The 16,969-nt window shown below is 73.0% G+C and carries 12 protein-coding genes; 7 read left to right on the top strand and 5 right to left on the bottom strand.

From position 1 onward, the window contains the following. A partial coding sequence (locus KV205_RS32360) for an SUKH-4 family immunity protein (protein ID WP_265868403.1) occupies positions 1-1,215 on the top strand: 1,215 nt, incomplete at its 5' end. Positions 1,216-1,350: 135 nt separating this feature from the next. After that, on the top strand, positions 1,351-2,256 hold the full coding sequence (locus tag KV205_RS32355) for a cellulose-binding protein (RefSeq protein WP_265868402.1): 906 nt from the start codon (positions 1,351-1,353) through the stop codon (positions 2,254-2,256). A gap of 3 nt (positions 2,257-2,259) precedes the next feature. Here KV205_RS32355 and KV205_RS32350 read toward each other — a convergent pair whose 3' ends face one another. Continuing rightward, entirely contained in the window at positions 2,260-3,840 is a 1,581-nt protein-coding gene (locus KV205_RS32350; RefSeq protein ID WP_265868401.1) for an MFS transporter, read from the bottom strand. Between the two features lie 329 nt (positions 3,841-4,169). Here KV205_RS32350 and KV205_RS32345 point away from each other — a divergent pair, with 329 nt between their 5' ends. The 3 genes from KV205_RS32345 (at position 4,170) to mfd (ending at position 11,306) form a co-directional block, all read left to right on the top strand. Continuing rightward, entirely contained in the window at positions 4,170-4,958 is a 789-nt protein-coding gene (locus KV205_RS32345; RefSeq protein ID WP_265868400.1) for an ABC transporter ATP-binding protein, read from the top strand. Next, positions 4,955-7,558, top strand: a complete 2,604-nt coding sequence (locus tag KV205_RS32340; protein ID WP_265868399.1) for an ABC transporter permease — start codon at positions 4,955-4,957, stop codon at positions 7,556-7,558. Before KV205_RS32345 ends, KV205_RS32340 begins: the two co-directional genes overlap by 4 nt. Before the next feature lie 211 nt (positions 7,559-7,769). After that, positions 7,770-11,306 carry a transcription-repair coupling factor gene (mfd, locus tag KV205_RS32335; RefSeq protein WP_265868398.1) on the top strand — a complete coding sequence of 1,179 codons (3,537 nt, stop codon included), beginning with the start codon at positions 7,770-7,772 and terminating at the stop codon, positions 11,304-11,306. 60 nt (positions 11,307-11,366) lie between these two features. Here the strand turns inward: mfd and KV205_RS32330 are convergent, their stop codons facing one another. Both KV205_RS32330 and KV205_RS32325 read right to left on the bottom strand, forming a co-directional pair. Next, the gene (locus KV205_RS32330; RefSeq protein WP_265868397.1) at positions 11,367-12,668 is read right to left on the bottom strand and encodes an SGNH/GDSL hydrolase family protein; all 1,302 of its coding nucleotides are present in this window, start codon (positions 12,666-12,668) and stop codon (positions 11,367-11,369) included. A 61-nt stretch (positions 12,669-12,729) separates the two neighbouring features. Continuing rightward, positions 12,730-13,359 (bottom strand): TetR/AcrR family transcriptional regulator, encoded by a 630-nt coding sequence (locus tag KV205_RS32325; RefSeq protein WP_265868396.1) that lies wholly within the window; start codon positions 13,357-13,359, stop codon positions 12,730-12,732. Between the two features lie 104 nt (positions 13,360-13,463). Between KV205_RS32325 and KV205_RS32320 the strand changes: the two genes are divergently transcribed. Together KV205_RS32320 and KV205_RS32315 are read left to right on the top strand one after the other, a co-directional pair. Further along, positions 13,464-14,348, top strand: coding sequence for a hypothetical protein (locus KV205_RS32320; RefSeq protein ID WP_265868395.1), 885 nt, complete (start codon positions 13,464-13,466; stop codon positions 14,346-14,348). A gap of 75 nt (positions 14,349-14,423) precedes the next feature. Further along, the gene (locus KV205_RS32315; RefSeq protein WP_265868394.1) at positions 14,424-15,176 is read left to right on the top strand and encodes an N-acetyltransferase; all 753 of its coding nucleotides are present in this window, start codon (positions 14,424-14,426) and stop codon (positions 15,174-15,176) included. An 82-nt stretch (positions 15,177-15,258) separates the two neighbouring features. Here KV205_RS32315 and KV205_RS32310 read toward each other — a convergent pair whose 3' ends face one another. Both KV205_RS32310 and KV205_RS32305 read right to left on the bottom strand, forming a co-directional pair. Then, positions 15,259-16,041, bottom strand: coding sequence for a hypothetical protein (locus KV205_RS32310; RefSeq protein WP_265868393.1), 783 nt, complete (start codon positions 16,039-16,041; stop codon positions 15,259-15,261). Positions 16,042-16,153: 112 nt separating this feature from the next. Beyond that, positions 16,154-16,957: a DUF4190 domain-containing protein gene (locus tag KV205_RS32305; RefSeq protein WP_265868392.1), complete on the bottom strand. Its 804-nt coding sequence runs from the start codon at positions 16,955-16,957 to the stop codon at positions 16,154-16,156. Between the last annotated feature and the right edge of the window lie 12 nt (positions 16,958-16,969).

The raw sequence follows: 16,969 nt of genomic DNA, 5'->3' as shown, positions 1-16,969 counted from the left end.
GGTCCGGGTACGCCGCCGCCTCCGCCTCCGCCGCCGGGTGTTCCGGGTGGGGGTACGCCTCCGGGCGGGGTCGCGCATGCCGCGACGATGCTCGCGCAGCCCAGCCAGATGGGTGGCCCGGCCGGGCCGCCTCCGCCGCCGGGACCCGCGCCCGCGCCGCTCGGGCAGCCCGGGCCGCCGCCCGGACCGCAGCAGGCGGGCCCCGGTGGTGCGTACGGCTATCCGCAGCCGCAGCCGACCGGTCTGCCGACCGTCGGCCCCGGCTACCAGGCGGTGCTGCGCTACCGCGCGCCCGACGGTTCGGAGCAGCAGATCATCCGCCGCTCTGCGCCGGGCACCCCGCACCCCGAGTGGCAGATCCTGCACGAGCTGCGCGCCATGAACGTGCCGCCGCAGCAAGTGCTCGAACTGCACACGGAGTTGGAGTCCTGTGAGCTGCCGGGCGGTTACTGCGCGCGGATGATCCGGGAGACCTGGCCGCAGGCGCGGATCACCAACATCGCGCCGTACGGCCGGGATCACGCCGGACGCCAGCAGGGCATGCGCCAACTGCTCACCCATCAGGGCGAGTTGCACCAGGTCGCGGACGGCCCGGCGCGCCCCGCGCCGGTGCGGGCGCCGCTGCCGCAGGTGCAGCCGGCCCCGCCGCTGCCGCCGGACGGCGTGGCGCAGGAGCTGGCCGGGGCGTTCGGCCCGGGCGTCCTGCGCTTCGACCAGCGCGCGGTGTCCCGGCAGGGTGTGCCGGAGGTGGTGGCGGTGACGCTCGTGTGGGCGGGTCTGCCGGCCGACTTCGGTCCGTTCTTCTGGGCGCAGCCGGCGATGCCGGTGGTGCCGACGCTGGCGGAGCTGGCGGCGCAGCGGCAGGTGCAGCCGGCGCCGGACGCGAGCTCGTACCTGGTGCTCGGTTCGGACTTCGGCCGGGCGATCTGTGTCCAGTACGGGACGGCGAACATCGTGGCCGTGCGGGTGGAGGCCGGTCCGGGCGGGCAGTCGGTGCCGCCGCAGTTCGTGAACACCGGGCTTCCGGAGTTCACGCGCTGCCTGGCGCTGCTCGGCCGGATGTGGCGGCTGCGGTTCGGGCTCAACCCCGAGCAGGCGGGCCGCTGGACGGTCGACTTCCAGGCGCAGCTGGCGATGCTGGACCCGGCGGCGCTCGCGTCGCCGGAGAACTGGTGGTCGGTGCTCCTGGAGCAGATGTGGGACGGTCTGCTCTGACCAGGACCGCCGCGTCGTCGTAGACGCAATGTGACGAAAGGCGCTCGATGCGTATCCGTATCGAGCGCCTTTTGTCCGTTCTGATGCCGCATCCTTGATGTTTGAGGACATAAGGGAGTCGAAGGGGCGTCAGGAATGAGTTTCTCCGTCGGATTCTCCGGAGCATTCGGGCGCGGGCGCGGCTACCGGCCCGAGCAGGTCGACCGCTTCCTGGCCGCCCTGTCCGCGGAGCGCGACGCGGCCCATGAGCGGGCGGCCCGGCTCGCCGTCCTCGCCGAGGAGACGGAGGCGGAGGCGGCCCGGCTGCGCGAGGCGGTCGCGGCGCTCGCCCCGCAGCGCTACGAGTCCCTGGGGGCGCGGGCCCGCGAGATCCTGGAGCTCGCGGAGGCCGAGGAGGAGGCGCTCGTACGGGACGCGGAGGCAGCGGCGCGGGAACTCGTCGGGGCGGCTGAGGCGGCCGGCCGGGAGGCGGCCGAGGCGGCGCAGGCGTACGCGGAAGGGGTCCGCTCGGCGGCCGACGCGGCGGCCCGGGCGACCCTGAAGGCCGCCGCCGGGCGCGCCGAGGCGCTGACCACGGCCGCCCGCCGCGACGCCGAGGAGCAGCGGGAGGAGGCCCGTACCGCCTTCGAGGCCACCGAGCGCGAGGCCGCCGCACTCCTGGCGAAGCAGCACGAGGAGCACACGGCCCGGCGGGAGGAGGCCGACCGCGCGGCGGCGGCCCGGCTGGCCGCGCAGCAGGCCCGGCACGCGGAGCTCGACGAACGCGCCGAGGCCGTACGGGCCGAGGCCGACCGGCAGCTCGCGGAGACGGCGGAGGCGGCCCGGCACGGGCAGGAGGACGCGGAGGCCGCCGCGGCGGAGCTGCTCGCCGCGGCGCGGCTCGAACGGGAGCGGATCGAGCGGGCGACGGAGCGGGTGCTGCGCGAGCACGAGGAGGCGCGGGACGAGATCCACGCGCACATGGAGCACATCCGCGCCTCCCTCGCGGCCCTGACGGGCCGGGTGGCGGGCCCGGACCCGGACCCGGAGCCGGGGGACTGAGGCTTACGGCTTGGGGCCGGCCGGCTCGGGATCCGCGGTCTGCTCCTTCAGGACCGGGAAGCGGCGCGGCGCGATCGTCAGGAGGACGACGAGGGCCAGGGCGGCCGCGCCGGCGGCGCCCAGGTAGACGTAGTCGACGGCGGTGTCGACCGCGCGGCGGATCCGGTCGGTGGTGTTCAGGGCGCGGGCGAGGGTGTCGAGGTCCGTGTCGGCTCCCAGGCGCGCGGCCAGGACGCCGTTGGCGACGGCGCCGAAGAGCGCGGCGCCCACGCTCTGGCCGACCTGGCGGACGAAGAGGACGGAGGCGGTGGTGGTGCCGCGCTCCTCGTACGGGACGGTCGACTGCACGCCGACCATCAGCGGCAGCTGGAACAGGCCGAGGGCCGCGCCGAGCAGCAGCATCAGGAGCGTGGGCTGCCAGGGTTCGCCGGGGAACGGCAGCAACGGGAAGGCGAGCAGCAGGAGCAGGGCGAGGGAGATGCCCAGGATCGCCGTGTTGCGGAAGCCGATGCGGGTGTAGACCCGGTTCGAGAAGGCGGCGCTGATGGGCCAGCTCAGGGTCCAGGAGGACAGGACGAAGCCGGCGGCGATCGGGCCGAGGCCGAGCACGGACTGCGCGTACGTCGGCAGGAAGACGGTCGGCGCGACCATGAGCAGGCCGAGGGCGCCGAGGGAGAGGTTGACGGCGGCGATCGTGCGGCGGCGCCAGACCCAGCCGGGGATGATCGGTTCGGCCGCGCGGCGCTCGATCACGACGGTGAGGGCGGCGAGGGCGGCGGCCGCGCCGAGCAGGCCCAGGGACGGCGCGGACAGCCACGGCCAGGCGACCCCGCCCTGCACGAGCGCGGTGATGAGCACGGCTCCGGTGGCGAAGATCGCGAGCGCCCCGGCCCAGTCGATCCGCACGCGCGCGTGGGACGGGGTGCCGGCCACGCGCGCGTGGGGCGCGGTGTGCGCCTGGGGCGTGGAGGGTGCGGTGCGGGCGGGTGCCGCCAGGTGGCGGGCGATCAGCCAGAGGGCGAGCAGGCCGACGGGCACGTTGACGAGGAAGATCCAGCGCCAGTCGGCGTAGCCGGCGAGCACGCCGCCGACGGCCGGTCCGGCCACCGAGGAGGCGGCCCACACGGAGGACAGGCGTGCCTGGATCCGCGGGCGTTCCTTCAGCGGGTAGAGGTCGGCGGCGATCGTCTGGACCGTGCCCTGGAGGGCGCCGCCGCCGAGGCCCTGGACGACGCGGAAGGCGATCAGGGAGCCCATGTTCCACGCGGAGGCGCACAGCACGGAGCCGATCAGGAAGAGCACGATGCCCGCGATCAGCACCGGCTTGCGGCCGAAGGTGTCGCTGAGCTTGCCGTACACCGGGAGCGTCACCGTCACGGCGAGCAGATAGCCGGAGAACAGCCAGGAGAAGACGGAGAGCCCGCCGAGGTCGCCGACGATCTGGGGGACGGCCGTGGCCACGATCGTGCCGTCGAGCGCGGCGAGCGCCATGCCCAGCATCAGGGCCGCGACGACCGGCCCGCGCCGGGTGCCGTCCGCCCCCGCCGTCGTCCTCGCCTGCCGTCTCGTGGTCGCCTCGGACACCCGGACCGCTCCTCTCCCGCCCCGTACGCCAGACGGATGCTTCGTACATCTAAGTGCGCCCGGATCAGCCTCTCACCCCGACCAGGGGTGGAGGAACCCCTAGGGGCTTCTCCCCCATACAGCCCAGGGGCGCTTCGTTCCGGCGGAGGACGAGCCGGAGCCCGTTCCGTCCTTAGCTTGTTCTTACGAAGAGCGGTGCTCCGCCGGTGCGGCCCTGTGGATATCCCCAGGACGAAAAGTGCGCCTGGCACCAGTGCCCCGGCCCCCGCTCCCCGACCAGACTCGAACGCGGAACACCAGCGCGTATACGCAGACATAGGAGACATACCGTGACTTCGGCTGTGACCATCCCCGCGCACGGGGGTACGGGAGGGCGGACGGCCGTCGCCGCGCGGGCGCGACAGGTCGTCAAGGCCTACGGGACCGGCGAGACCCGGGTCGTCGCGCTCGACCACGTCGACGTGGACATCGACCGCGGCCGGTTCACCGCGATCATGGGGCCCTCCGGCTCCGGCAAGTCCACCCTCATGCACTGCCTCGCCGGCCTCGACACCGTGTCCTCCGGGCAGATCTTCCTCGACGAGACCGAGATCACCGGGCTCAAGGACAAGAAGCTCACCCAACTCCGGCGCGACCGCATCGGGTTCATCTTCCAGGCCTTCAACCTGCTGCCCACCCTGAACGCCCTGGAGAACATCACGCTGCCCATGGACATCGCGGGCCGCAAGCCGGACCGGGAGTGGCTGCGGCGGGTCGTCGACACCGTCGGCCTCGCAGGGCGCCTCAGCCACCGGCCCAGCCAGCTCTCCGGCGGCCAGCAGCAGCGCGTCGCCGTGGCCCGCGCGCTCGCCGCCCGGCCCGAGATCATCTTCGGCGACGAGCCGACCGGAAACCTCGACTCCCGCGCCGGCGCAGAAGTCCTCGGCTTCCTCCGCCAGTCCGTCGACGAGCTCGGCCAGACCATCGTCATGGTCACCCACGACCCCGTCGCCGCCTCCTACGCCGACCGGGTCCTCTACCTCGCCGACGGGCGCATCGTCGACGAGATGCACTCCCCGACCGCCGACCAGGTCCTCGACCGGATGAAGGACTTCGACGCGCGCGGGCGGACCTCATGAGCGGCACCGTCCTCAAGACCTCGCTGCGCAACTTCTTCGCGCACAAGGGCCGCATGGCGCTCTCCGCCGTCGCCGTCCTCCTCTCCGTCGCCTTCGTCTGCGGCACCCTCGTGTTCAGCGACACCATGAACACCACCTTCGACAAGCTCTTCGCCACCACCGCCTCCGACGTCACCGTCAGCCCCGCGAACGCCGCCGCGAACGACGAGATCCCGCAGACCGGCCGCCCCGCCACGCTGCCGGCCGCGCTCGTCGAGCAGATCAAGGGCGTCCCCGGCGCCCGCGACGTCCGGGGCGCGGTCAACTCGATGTCGGTCACCGTCGTCGACGCGGCCGGCGAGAACGTCGGCCCGACCTCCGGCGCCCCCACCATCGCCGCCAACTGGACGCCCAACGAACTGCGTTCGGTCGAGATCGCCTCCGGCCACGCACCGCGCGGCCCCACCGAGGTCCTCGTCGACTCCGGCACCGCCGACAAGCACCACCTGAAGATCGGCGACGAGCTGCGCACCATCGCCGTCACCGGCGACTTCACCGCGAAGATCTCCGGCATCGCCGAGTTCAAGGTCACCAACCCCGGCGCCACCCTCGTCTGGTACGACACCGCCACCGCCCAGCGCGAACTCCTCGGCAAGGAGGGTCTGTTCACCCAGATCACGGTCGAGGCGGCGGACGGCGTCAGCGACGAGACCCTGAAGGCCGCCGTCGCGAAGAAGCTCGGCGACGCCAAGGGCGGTCCCCAGGGCGGGCACTACAAGCTGCAGACCGCCGCCGAGGCCACCGACGCCGGCCGCGAGGACGTCGCCGGCTTCCTCGACGTCATGAAGTACGCGATGCTCGGCTTCGCCGGAATCGCCTTCCTCGTCGGCATCTTCCTCATCGTCAACACCTTCTCCATGCTGGTCGCCCAGCGCACCCGCGAGATCGGCCTCATGCGGGCCATCGGCTCCAGCCGGCGCCAGATCAACCGCTCCGTCCTCGTCGAGGCGCTGCTCCTCGGCGTCGTCGGCTCGGCCGCCGGTGTCGCCACCGGCGTCGGCCTCGCCGTCGGCCTGATGAAGCTGATGTCCCAGATGGGCATGGAGCTGTCCACCCAGGACCTCACCGTCCGCTGGACCACCCCGGTCGTCGGCATCGTCCTCGGTGTCGTCGTCACCCTCCTCGCCGCCTTCGTGCCCGCCCGCCGGGCCGCCAAGGTCTCCCCGATGGCCGCCCTGCGCGAGTCCGGCACCCCCGCCGACGCCCGGGCCGGCAAGGTCCGCGGCGTCCTCGGTCTCGTCCTGACCGCCGCCGGCGCCGGCGCGCTGTTCGCCGCCACCCGCGCCGAGGAGTCCGCCCCCGGCTCCATGTGGCTGGGCCTCGGCGTGGTCCTCTCGCTGCTCGGCTTCGTCGTCGTCGGACCGCTGCTCTCCGGAGCCGTCGTCCGCGCCCTCGGCGTCGTCGTCCTGCGGATCTTCGGCCCCGTCGGCCGGATGGCCGAACGCAACGCCCTGCGCAACCCGCGCCGCACCGGCGCCACCGGCGCCGCCCTGATGATCGGCCTCGCGCTGGTCGCCTGCCTCTCCGTCGTCGGCTCCTCGATGGTCGCCTCCGCGACCGAGGAGCTCGACAAGTCCGTCGGCGCCGACTTCATCGTCCAGTCCACCAACGGCCAGCCCGTCGTCCCGCAGGCCCAGGCCGCCGTGGAGAAGGCCGCCGGCCTCGACCACGTCACCGAGTACAAGTGGGTCGAGGTCACCGTGACCGACCCGCGCGGCAAGGCCGAGAAGACCGGCCTGGTCGCCGCCGACCCCTCGTACGCCCAGGACGTGCGCCGCGACACCACCGCCGGCACGCTCTCCGACGCGTACGGGCCGGGCGCCATGTCCGTCGGCAGCAAGTACGCAGGCGAGCACGGCGTGAAGCTCGGCGACCGCCTCACCGTCGCCTTCCCCGGCGGCCGGCAGGCGACGCTGCGGGTCGCGGCGATCACGTCCGACGACAACAACATCGACAAGGGCGTGAAGTACACCAGCATCGCCACCGCGGCGCAGTACGTGCCGGCGGAGCAGCTGCCCCGCAGCATGATCGTCTTCGCCACGGCCGAGGACGGCCAGGAGGAGGCCGCCTACAAGTCCCTGAAGGCCGCCCTCAAGCCGTACCCGCAGTACAAGGTCGCCGACCAGGCCGACTACAAGAAGGACCTCCAGGACCAGGTCGGCCAGCTCCTCAACATGGTGTACGGGCTGCTCGCCCTCGCGATCGTCGTCGCCGTCCTCGGGGTCGTGAACACCCTCGCCCTCTCGGTCGTCGAGCGGACCCGCGAGATCGGCCTCATGCGCGCCATCGGCCTCTCCCGCCGCCAGCTGCGCCGCATGATCCGCCTGGAGTCGGTCGTCATCGCCCTCTTCGGCGCGCTTCTGGGCCTCGGCCTGGGTCTCGGCTGGGGCACGGCGGCCCAGCAGCTCCTCGCCCTGGAGGGCCTGGGCGTCCTGGAGATCCCCTGGCCGACCATCGTCGGCGTCTTCGTCGGCTCGGCCTTCGTGGGCCTCTTCGCCGCCCTGGTCCCGGCCTTCCGGGCGGGCCGGATGAACGTCCTCAACGCGATCGCGACGGAGTAGATGACGGAGTAGGTACGGACGGGGTACGACCCCGAGGCCCCGGTCCCGCCCCCATGCGCCGCGCGCGTACGGGGGCGGGACCGGCCCCGTTCCTCGGCGGGTGTCGGTGGGGCGACGTAGGCTGGGAACCCCCGGCCCGTACGACGTGTCGGGCGGTTCGCGTTGCCCACACGCCGGGATGGCGTAGCCCACACGCCGGGATGGAAGACCCATGAGCCTGCACGGTCTGCTTGACGTCGTCGTCCGAGACGCCGCCCTCGCCGAGGCGGTGACGGCCGCCCGCGACGGCAACCGCATGCACGTCGACCTGGTCGGCCCGCCCGCCGCCCGCCCCTTCGCGGTCGCCGCGCTCGCCCGCGAGTCCGGTCGTCCGGTGCTCGCCGTGACGGCGACCGGCCGGGAGGCCGAGGACCTGGCGGCGGCGCTGCGCTCGCTGCTGGACCCGGACACGGTCGTCGACTACCCGTCCTGGGAGACCCTGCCGCACGAGCGCCTGTCGCCCCGCTCCGACACCGTCGGCCGCCGCCTCGCGGTGCTCCGCCGGCTCGCCCACCCGTCCGCCGACGACCCGGCGGCCGGGCCGGTCAGCGTCGTCGTCGCGCCCATCCGCTCCGTACTTCAGCCGCAGGTCAAGGGCCTCGGCGACCTGGAGCCGGTGGCGCTGCGGACCGGGCAGACCGCGGACCTGGAGGAGATCGTCGCGGGCCTGGCGGCCGCCGCGTACTCCCGGGTGGAGCTGGTCGAGAAGCGCGGCGAGTTCGCCGTCCGCGGCGGCATCCTCGATGTCTTCCCGCCCACCGAGGAGCACCCGCTCCGGATCGAGTTCTGGGGCGACGACGTCGAGGAGATCCGTTACTTCAAGGTCGCCGACCAGCGCTCCCTCGAAGTCGCCGAGCACGGCCTGTGGGCCCCGCCCTGCCGTGAGCTGCTGCTCACCGATGTCGTACGGGAGCGGGCGGCGGCGCTCGCCGAGCAGCACCCGGAGCTGGGCGAGCTCCTCGGCAAGATCGCCGAGGGCATCGCCGTCGAGGGCATGGAGTCCCTGGCGCCGGTCCTCGTCGACGACATGGAGCTGCTGCTCGACGTCCTGCCCAAGGGCTCGATGGCCGTCGTCTGCGACCCCGAGCGGGTGCGGACCCGGGCCGCCGACCTGGTGGCGACCAGCCAGGAGTTCCTGCAGGCCTCGTGGGCGGCGACGGCCGGCGGCGGCGAGGCGCCGATCGACGTCGGCGCGGCCTCGCTGTGGGGGATCGCGGACGTACGGGACCGGGCGCGCGAGCTGGACATGATGTGGTGGTCGGTGTCGCCGTTCGCGGCGGACCTCGCCGACGAGACCGTCGGTGCGGACACCCTCAAGCTGGGCATGCACGCCCCGGAGACGTACCGCGGCGACACCGCCCGCGCGCTCGCCGACACCAAGGGCTGGCTGGCCGACGGCTGGCGCACGGTGTACGTGACGGAGGCGCACGGCCCGGCCTCCCGCACGGTCGAGGTGCTCGGCGGCGAGGGCATCGCCGCCCGTCTCGACGCGGACCTGGCCGAGATCGCCCCGTCCGTCGTGCACGTCGCCTGCGGCTCGATCGACTACGGCTTCGTCGACCCGGCGCTCCAGCTCGCCGTCCTGACGGAGACCGACCTGTCCGGGCAGAAGGCGGCCGGCAAGGACGGCCAGCGGATGCCGGCCAAGCGCCGCAAGACGATCGACCCGCTGACCCTGGAGGTCGGCGACTACATCGTGCACGAGCAGCACGGCGTCGGCCGCTATCTGGAGATGGTGCAGCGCACCGTCCAGGGCGCCACCCGCGAGTATCTGCTCGTCGAGTACGCCCCCGCCAAGCGCGGCCAGCCCGGCGACCGCCTCTACATCCCCACCGACCAGCTGGAGCAGGTCACCAAGTACGTGGGCGGCGAGGCCCCGACCCTGCACCGGCTCGGCGGCGCCGACTGGACGAAGACCAAGGCGCGCGCGAAGAAGGCGGTCAAGGAGATCGCCGCCGACCTCATCAAGCTCTACAGCGCCCGGATGGCGGCCCCCGGCCACGCCTTCGCCCCCGACACCCCCTGGCAGCGCGAGCTGGAGGACGCCTTCCCGTATGCGGAGACGCCCGACCAGCTGTCGACGATCGCCGAGGTGAAGGAGGACATGGAGAAGACGGTCCCGATGGACCGCCTGATCTGCGGCGACGTCGGCTACGGCAAGACGGAGATCGCGGTACGGGCGGCCTTCAAGGCCGTCCAGGACGGCAAGCAGGTCGCCGTCCTCGTGCCGACCACGCTGCTGGTGCAGCAGCACTTCGGCACCTTCTCCGAGCGGTACTCCCAATTCCCGGTCAACGTACGGGCGTTGTCCCGCTTCCAGACCGACACCGAGTCGAAGGCGACCCTGGAGGGGCTGAAGGACGGCGCCGTCGACGTCGTCATCGGCACCCACCGCCTGTTCTCCTCCGAGACCAAGTTCAAGGACCTGGGCCTGGTCATCGTCGACGAGGAGCAGCGCTTCGGCGTCGAGCACAAGGAGCAGCTGAAGAAGCTCCGCGCCAACGTCGACGTGCTGACGATGTCCGCGACCCCGATCCCGCGCACCCTGGAGATGGCGGTGACCGGCATCCGCGAGATGTCGACGATCACCACCCCGCCGGAGGAGCGGCACCCGGTGCTCACCTTCGTCGGCCCGTACGAGGAGAAGCAGATCGGCGCGGCCATCCGCCGTGAACTGCTGCGCGAGGGCCAGGTCTTCTACATCCACAACCGCGTCGAGTCCATCGACCGGGCGGCGGCGCGGCTGCGCGAGATCGTGCCCGAGGCGCGGATCGCGACCGCGCACGGCCAGATGTCGGAGCAGGCCCTGGAGCAGGTCGTCGTCGATTTCTGGGAGAAGAAGTTCGACGTGCTCGTCTCGACGACGATCGTCGAGTCCGGCATCGACATCTCCAACGCCAACACCCTGATCGTGGAGCGCGGCGACAACTTCGGCCTCAGCCAGCTGCACCAGCTGCGCGGCCGGGTCGGCCGTGGCCGCGAGCGCGGCTACGCGTACTTCCTCTACCCGCCGGAGAAGCCGCTCACCGAGACCGCGCACGAGCGGCTCGCGACCATCGCCCAGCACACCGAGATGGGCGCGGGCATGTACGTGGCGATGAAGGACCTGGAGATCCGCGGCGCGGGCAATCTGCTCGGCGGCGAGCAGTCCGGCCACATCGCGGGCGTCGGCTTCGACCTGTACGTACGGATGGTCGGCGAGGCCGTCGCCGACTACCGGGCGTCGCTGGAGGGCGGTGTGGAGGAGGAGGCCCCGCTGGAGGTCAAGATCGAGCTCCCGGTCGACGCGCACGTCCCCCACGACTACGCGCCGGGCGAGCGGCTGCGCCTCCAGGCCTACCGCGCCATCGCCTCCGCCAACTCGGAGGCCGACATCAAGGCCGTACGGGAAGAGCTCACCGACCGCTACGGCAAGTTGCCCGAGCCCGTCGAGAACCTCCTCCTCGTCGCCGGCCTGCGCATGCTGGCCCGCGCCTGCGGGGTCGGCGAGATCGTCCTCCAGGGCCCCAACATCCGCTTCGCCCCGGTGGAGCTCCGCGAATCGCAGGAGCTGCGCCTCAAGCGCCTCTACCCGCGCACGGTCATCAAGCCGGCCGTCCACCAGATCCTGGTGCCGCGCCCGACGACCGGGAAGATCGGCGGGAAGCCGGTGGTGGGGCGCGAACTGCTGGCGTGGACGGGCGAGTTCCTGACGGAGATCCTGAGCTAGGCGGTGGTGTACGAGGTACGGCGAGGGGGCGCCCCCGCCGTACCTCGTACGTCCGTACGGTCAGAGCTCGTCGAGGTCCAGCGCCCCGGCCATCGCGGTGTACCCCGCGTCGCCCGGGTGGAGGTGGTCGCCGGAGTCGTAGGCGGGCAGGATGCGGTCCGGGTCGGCGGGGTCGGCGACCGCGCGGTCGAAGTCGACGACCGCGTCGTAGGCGCCGGAGGTGCGGACCCAGTCGTTGAAGGCCTCGCGCTTCGCCTCGTTCTCCGGGGTGAAGTAGAAGGAGCCCTTGATCGGGGTGAGGGTCGCGCCGACGACCTTGATGCCGTGGGCGTGGGCCTGGCGGATCAGGGCGCGGTGGCCCTCGATGAGCCGGTTCACGGAGACGTCGGGGGTCGGCCCGCCGGGGAAGGACGGGCCGCTGCCGCCGATGTCGTTGATGCCCTCCAGGAGGACCACCGTGCCGACGCCCTGCTCGGTGAGCACGTCCTTCCGGAAGCGCGCGACCGCCGCCTCGCCCGCCCAGCTGACGTCGTTGGTGACCTGGTTGCCGCCGATGCCGTGGTTGAGGACGGGGCGCGGGCGGCCGGTGGCGGCGAGGCGCTCGGCGAGCTCGTCGGGGTAGCGGTCGTCGGCGTCGTTCGTGGCGCCGACGCCGTCGGTGATGGAGTCGCCGAAGGTGACGATGCCGTCGCGGCGGTGCGGCCGGGCGGCGGCGGGGCCGCCGGAGACCTCGACGCCGGACAGGTAGTACCAGGAGGTGCTGGTCTCGGTGAAGGCCGCGCCGGACGCGTCGGAGCGGTGGTCGCCCGCCGCGCGGTAGCTGGTGGCGCCCGCGAAGTGGTGGAAGGTGGCGGGGCCGGTGGGCCCGGCGAGGTAGAGGGTGACGGTCACCGACTCCAGGGCCCGGGTCCTGAACGGCACGCCGTCGCTGAGCAGGGTGCCGCCGGCCGGGATCGTGACGGAGCCGCGGCCCCCGCCGAAGGTGAGCGGCCGGACCGAACCGGGCTCCACCGCACCGCCCTTGGCGGTGCGGGCGACCGTGGCGCCGGTGATCCGCAGCGGGGTGGAGCCGTAGCGGTTGGTGAGCTCGATCCGGGCCTTGGTGCCGCCCGCCGTGAGCCGTACGGTCTGGCGCAGGGTCTGGTCGGCGAAGCCCTCCGTCGACCAGTTGGGGCCGAACGGCGCCGTCGGCGCCTGCGGGGAGGCGGCCCAGACGCCGTGCCAGGCGGGCTGTGCGGCGGGCTGCGGTGCGGGCTGCGGTGCGGGCTGCGGGGCCGCGGTGGCGGGTGCGCCGGTGAGGGTGAGGCCGGCGAGCAGGGCGATCCCCGCGCTGCGAAGGGTGGTGCGGCTGCGGTTGGTCATGTCTGGTCCCCCGTTGCTGTCGTGACTGCGTATGACAGGGAGAAGGCATGATCGACTCGGGCTATTCCCGTTCGATGTCGGCGAGTTGACCGGAACCGAGCAGTCCGGCAAGGGCCCGGAACACCTCGCCGGGATCCCGTCCGTCCAGCGGGGCGTCGAGGTTGTGGGTGAGCAGCAGGGTCGCGAAGCCGTGGGCCATGGACCAGGCGGCGACGCCGGTGTCGCGCGGGTCGGGGGAGCCGGGGGAGCCGGGGGAATCGGATGACCGGGCGGCGGGAAGTGTGACGACGCCGGCCCGGAGTTCGGCGGCGGCCAGCTCCTTGGCGGCGAGCAGCTCGGGGTCGTCGGCCCGGTCCCGGTACAGCTCGGGCTGGAACATCACCTGGAAGTGCGCGGGGTGCGCGACGGCGAAGCGGACGTACCGCACTCCGCGCTCCCGTAGATCGGGCGCGTCGGTGAGGGCGGCGGCGAGGAGCTCGTACCCCTGGGCGGCGATCGCGGTGAGCAGCCCGGTGCGGTCCTTGAAGTGGTGCGCGGGGGCGGCGTGCGAGACGCCGGCGCGGCGGGCGAGGTCGCGCAGGCTGAGCGCGCCGGGGCCGTCGGTGGCGATGACGTCGAGGGCGGCGGCGAGGACGGCCTGGCGCAGGTCGCCGTGGTGGTAGCCGCGGCGGATGCTCCCGGTGGTGGTCATGACAGCAGCGTACGCCGGATCTAGTCATTGACAAGTTGGGGGCGGCGGAGCAATCTAGTCGCTGACAAGATGTTCGGGACTGCCGAGGAGAGCGAGGCGGCGTCATGACCGTGGAAACCCTGGCTGTGGAACCGGGCCGAGTCCGGCAGATGTGGCACCTGCTCGAACCGCTGCACGCGGTGCTCTACTACGCCCCCGAGGCCTTCGAGGAGGCCGCCGCGCTCGGGTACGACGTGACCGAGCGCTGGCCGAGCTACTTCGCCTGGCGCGCCGCACCCCTCGGGCCGGCCGGGGCCGGGCCGGTCGCCTCCGCCTTCTACTCCTTCAGCCCGCAGACGGTCGGGCGGTACGTGCCCGGGGTCTGGGCCACCGCCGCGCCCGAGGCGGTGCTCGCCGCCCGGCTGCGCGCGGTGGACCGCACCTACCGCGCGCTGCTCGGCGACGAGGCGGTCGCAGGGCCCGAACTCGCCGAGGCCGCCGCCCTCGCCCGCCGGGCCGCCGAGGCCGCCAGTACGGCGGGGCGCCCGCTCGCCGCCGCCAATGCCGCGCTGCCCTGGCCCGAGGCCCCGCACCTCGTCCTCTGGCAGGCCGCCACGATCCTGCGCGAGCACCGCGGCGACGGGCACCTCGCGGCACTGCTCGCCGCCGGGCTCGACCCGGCCGAGGCCCTGGTCTCCTTCGCCGCCGTCGGCGCCGCCGCCGAGACCACCTTCGCGAGCCGCGGCTGGCCCCCGGCCGAGTGGACCGCCGCCCGCGCCCGCCTCGCCACCCGCGGCCTGGTCCACCCGAACGGCACCGCCACCGACGCGGGCCGCGCCCTCCGCACCGAGGTCGAACACCGCACCGACCTCCTCGCCACCACCCCCTGGTCCACCCTCGGCCCCGACCCGACCGCCCGCCTCGCGGAACTCCTCGGCGGCCCGTGGCTCGCGGTCATCGGCTCCGGCCTCCTGCCGTCCGAGAACACGCTCGGCATCGGCAAGGTGTGACCCCGGAGGGCGACTTGGGCTCCTCGGGGAAAAATCGTTACGCCTGCTCCTGGACGCGCCGTTAGCCTCGCCCGCATGGACGTGCACATCACTACGCTCGCCGAGCGCCCCGCCCTCGCCGGGAAGCTGTGGCAGATGAAGGACCTCTGGCCGGAGTTCATGATGTACGACCCGGTGGGGTGGAGCCACATCGGGCGGATCGTGGCCGAGTTCCCGGAGTACGTGCTCGTCGCGACCGACGGGCCGGACGGTGAGGACGTGGTGGCGCGCGGGTTCAGCGTGCCGTTCCAGCTGGCGGCCGAGGGGCGCGGGGAGCTGCCGGACACCGGGTGGGACCAGGTGTTGCTGTGGGCGTTCTCCGATCTGCGGCACGGGCGGACGCCGGACACGGTGAGCGCGATCGAGATCACCGTCGACACCAGCGCGCTCGGCAACGGGGTCTCGCACCGGATGCTCGCGGCCATGCGCGACAACGCCCGCCGCCTCGGGCACACCCAGCTCGTCGCCCCGCTGCGGCCGAACGGCAAGCACCTGGAGGCCGAGGGCTCGATCCACGAGTACGCGCTGCGCACCCGCGAGTCCGACGGGCTGCCGCACGACCCGTGGCTGCGTGTGCACGTGCGCGCGGGCGGCGCCGTCGTGAAGGTGGCGCCGGCGTCGATGACCATCGGCGGGTCCGTGGCGCAGTGGCGGTCCTGGACCGGGCTGCCCTTCGACACCGACGGACCGGTCGAGGTGCCCGGCGCCCTGGTGCCGGTGCACTGCGACACCGCCCGCGGCTACGCGGTCTACGTCGAGCCGAACATCTGGGTCCGGCACCAGCTCTGAGAGCGACACACACGAAAAGGCGTGACGGCCGCCCCCCTCCGGAGGCCGTCACGCCTTTCGCTTTCCGCCGGCCGACGCTCGGTCAGCCGAGGTCCTTCTCGTCCAGCACGTCCTTCTTCGCCGGCGCCGTCGCCGTGACCGGCTTGTCGTAGCCGGACAGGGCGATCGTGCCCGGCTCCTTCCCGCCGGTCGTGACGATCTTCAGCAGGTACGGCTTGCCCTCCGTGGCCACGTAGAACGTGTCCTTCTCGCCGCCCTTGTACGTCTGCGTGAGCGTCAGCGCCTTCTTGCCGCCGACCATCGTCTCCTCGCCCTGCACCGTGCCGGCGGTGTCCTGCTCGAAGTCGGCGAGCAGCGCCTTCAGGTCGCACAGCTCGACCATGTCCTTGGTGTCCGGGTCCTTGGCGTCGGTCTTCAGCCAGCGGCCCTTCATCTGCTTGAGCACGGCCGCCTGCACCTCGGGGGACTCGCCCTTGGACTGCTCCTTGAGGAACGCCTCGTCGTAGCGGAGGTAGACCGCCTTGTCGTCGGGGCGGATCAGTTCGGCGGTGCCGGTCGTGTCGATCGTCATCGTGCCCGCGCACCTGCCCTGCAGGTCGGTCGACACGAAGGCCTTGATCGGGCCGTCGGTGGTCTTGAGGTCGAGGTCCATGCTCAGGGACTTCGCGGTCTTCGTCGTCGCGATCGCCTTGTCGACGATCTGCGGGCCGGTGAGTTCCCCGAAGGGCCCGGAGGCCTTGGGCTCGGCGTCCCCGAAGGGCCCGCAGGCGGTCGCGCCGAGCGCGACGGCGGCGCAGAGGGTGGCGGCGAGGGCGGCCCGGCGGCGGATCCGGTGGCGGGCGGGGGCGGGGACGGTGGCAGACATGGTGAATCTCCGAGGGGGATCGGGGTGGTGCTGGGTTACGGGGTGGTGCGGGGGTTACGGGGGAGCGCTGGGCTTACGGGCCGGGGTCCGGCTCCGTGGCCGGGGCGGCGGGTCAGCCGATCTTCAGGTCCCACTGCGCGGCGTCGTGCTCCAGGCCCATGGCGGGCTGGATCTCGACAGTCAGCACCTTGGCGGCGGCGGGCGCGTCGAAGGCGAAGGTCTTGGTGACCTTCTTGCCGGGCAGGACCGAGCCCTCGAAGGCGACGTCGAGCTTCTCGCCGAGGATCATCTCCGCGTCCGCGCCGTCCTTGCCGGCCCGGGCGTTGGGCAGGGTGCCCGAGGTGTCGAAGGCCTTCTTGCCCTTGTTCTCGATGGTGACGGTGACCTTGTACGCCTTGTTGCCCTCGGTGTGGCCGACGGCGAACTCGTCCGGGGTGAACGCCTTGGGCGCGGAGACCGTGACCTCCAGGCCGTCCTCGTACGCGGCGGTCTCGTCGGCCGCGAGCGGCTTGTCCTTCTTGCTCTCGCCCTTGCCCTTGGCGCTGCCGCCCGGGGTCGCCGGGGCGCTGGTGGCGCTGTCCTTGAGCGTCTTGTCGATCTCGTCCACCGCGTCGCTGACCGCGGTGAAGGTGATGACCGCGCCGACCACCGAGAGGACCAGGGACGCGAGGCCCAGGATCGTGCCGGTCACGGCGACGCCCTTGTTGTTCGCCTCGCCGCGCTTGACCCGGCCGGTGCCGACCAGGCCCAGGATCAGCGCGATGACGCCGAGGATGCCGGCCAGCCAGAAGAACAGCGGGATGAAGCCGGACAGGGTGCCGATGATGCCGAGGATCAGGGCCGCGGTGCCGAGCCCGTTCCGCATGACCGCCGGGGCGGGCGTCTGCGGGTGCGGGAGCTGCGTGTCGTACGACATGAGTGTGTCCTC

The organism is Streptomyces sp. SKN60 (assembly GCF_026236535.1).
Lineage (GTDB): Bacteria > Actinomycetota > Actinomycetes > Streptomycetales > Streptomycetaceae > Streptomyces.
Note: the sequence above shows the minus strand (reverse complement) of the source record. Positions and strands in the feature narration are given on the sequence as shown.

Bases quoted from the DNA above. Each gene is read 5' to 3' on its own strand.
- KV205_RS32355 (WP_265868402.1), top strand. From the start codon at position 1,351: ATGAGTTTCTCCGTCGGATTCTCCGGAGCATTCGGGCGCGGGCGCGGC.
- KV205_RS32340 (WP_265868399.1), top strand. From the start codon at position 4,955: ATGAGCGGCACCGTCCTCAAGACCTCGCTGCGCAACTTCTTCGCGCAC.
- mfd (WP_265868398.1), top strand. From the start codon at position 7,770: ATGAGCCTGCACGGTCTGCTTGACGTCGTCGTCCGAGACGCCGCCCTC.
- KV205_RS32330 (WP_265868397.1), bottom strand. From the start codon at position 12,668: ATGACCAACCGCAGCCGCACCACCCTTCGCAGCGCGGGGATCGCCCTG.
- KV205_RS32325 (WP_265868396.1), bottom strand. From the start codon at position 13,359: ATGACCACCACCGGGAGCATCCGCCGCGGCTACCACCACGGCGACCTG.
- KV205_RS32320 (WP_265868395.1), top strand. From the start codon at position 13,464: ATGACCGTGGAAACCCTGGCTGTGGAACCGGGCCGAGTCCGGCAGATG.
- KV205_RS32315 (WP_265868394.1), top strand. From the start codon at position 14,424: ATGGACGTGCACATCACTACGCTCGCCGAGCGCCCCGCCCTCGCCGGG.
- KV205_RS32310 (WP_265868393.1), bottom strand. From the start codon at position 16,041: ATGTCTGCCACCGTCCCCGCCCCCGCCCGCCACCGGATCCGCCGCCGG.
- KV205_RS32305 (WP_265868392.1), bottom strand. From the start codon at position 16,957: ATGTCGTACGACACGCAGCTCCCGCACCCGCAGACGCCCGCCCCGGCG.